Raw genomic sequence first — 1596 nt, 5'->3', positions numbered from 1 at the left:
AGGCATAAGGTACGAACGCGTGGTCGGCGTCGGCGATCATGTCCACAGGTCTGCCACAGGGCGCGCACTGCGGACGACGGTGGCGGGGAAGAGAGCCAGGATCCGGGCGCGCAGGACGTCGAGGTGCTTGAAGTCCGCCCAGATGAAGCGCTCGATGCGCCAGCCCATGTGAGTGAGGGCGTCCTGGCGCTGCTTCTCCTGCCACAGGCTCTCAGGGGCCTTGTACTTGATCCGCCCGTCGAACTCCGCCAGCACCCGGTACTCCGGCCAGGCCTCGTCGGGGAAGTAGAGGCGGGAAGCATTCTTGATCGCCATCTGAATGCGCGGAGCCGGCAGGCCCAGGGCGCGCACGAACCAGTGCAGCAGCGACTCACCCGGCGATTCGGTGAAGGCCGAGGCCATGGCGACGACGGCGCGTGCGCGCCGTGCCCCAGCACGTCGGCCCTGCGCCGTGACGGCGGCCTGGATCTGATGCCGCGCGGCCTCAACCCGACGGCTCGACTGCGCGTACTGGTATCGTGACGGACGAGCGATAGCGCGAAGCGCCGACTCGACCACGCAGACCGAGTCATGGGCGGGAAGGTCGAAGGCGCAGTCGACCGCGGTCCGCCCCAAGGTGCTCACCGGTAGGCCCGAGACGGTGGTGATGTCCTTCTGCGGCATGCTCAGGCGTCGTCGGCGCAGGTACACAGGACGCTGCGCGCCCGGCGGGAGGGGAAGCTCCTGGTGGGGATGGCGTGGCCGAGAGGGGACGACGACGCTGACATCCGGCTCACGCTCCCGCAGCCACAGACCGTGAACGAGGGCCGCGGACTCGTGGCTCAAGCAGCGTGCGGACTTGACCTGAAGGCAGGCGGCCGCGCAGCGAGCCAGACTGAGGCGCTCGCCGGCCTCCCAACGGGGCAGGTCCTGCGCGCCGACATCCCCATAGACACCACGAAGGAGCCTGACGGGGTTGCGCATGGCGGCCGGTGGGCCGGCGGACGCGACAACGGGTGGAAGCTGAGGCGGTTCGGGATAGGGCTCCATGCGGCAAGCGTGACGGGCGGGCGGATGAGGTGGCCACCGCAGCATCGGGGCCCTGTGGATGCAGCAGGGCGCAACGGCACTGTGGCCACTGGGTGACGGCGTCGTGCAGGCTGTCCGGTTCGTAGGGTAGGTCTCGCGTTCGTACCCTGAACCCCCGAACGCGAGGCATAAGGTACGAACGCGCGGTCGGGAACCGGCGATCAGTGGCGCCAGGCGGTGCCGCGCGAACGCAGGTAGGTGGTGGCGCCGCGGGCGGCCATGAAGACCCAGGCGAAGGCGATCCACAGCAGCACCAGGCCCGACCTCGCCCCATCGGCCCCCGGCAGCACGCCGCCCCCGATGAGCAGCGCGAGCGGCACATAGGGCACCAGCGTCACCAGGCCCGCCCGGGCCAGGTAGCGGCCGTCGCCGGCGCCCATGAGCACGCCGTCGAGCAGGAAGACGACTCCGGCGAGTGGTTGCGCGCTCGCCGCGACCAGGAGCGTCGGGGTCGCGGCCGCGATGACGCCCGCGTCGGAGGTGAAGGCGCGGGGCAGCCAGGCCGCGCCCGCCGCCATGAGCGTCCCG

1 protein-coding gene and 1 pseudogene are annotated in these 1596 nt (G+C 70.9%); both read right to left on the bottom strand.

Annotated features, from left to right (window positions below; genetic code table 11):
* Positions 1–36 precede the first annotated feature (36 nt).
* Positions 37–1029, bottom strand: a complete 993-nt coding sequence (locus BKH20_RS01320) for a hypothetical protein (protein ID WP_256692970.1) — start codon at positions 1027–1029, stop codon at positions 37–39.
* A gap of 200 nt (positions 1030–1229) precedes the next feature.
* Positions 1230–1596 (bottom strand): annotated as a pseudogene (locus BKH20_RS14470) (MATE family efflux transporter); the annotation flags it as partial.

This window comes from Actinomyces oris (assembly GCF_001937445.1).
Lineage (GTDB): Bacteria > Actinomycetota > Actinomycetes > Actinomycetales > Actinomycetaceae > Actinomyces > Actinomyces acetigenes.
The sequence above is the reverse complement of the archived record's forward strand: the minus strand, read 5'-3'. Positions and strand labels throughout refer to the sequence as shown.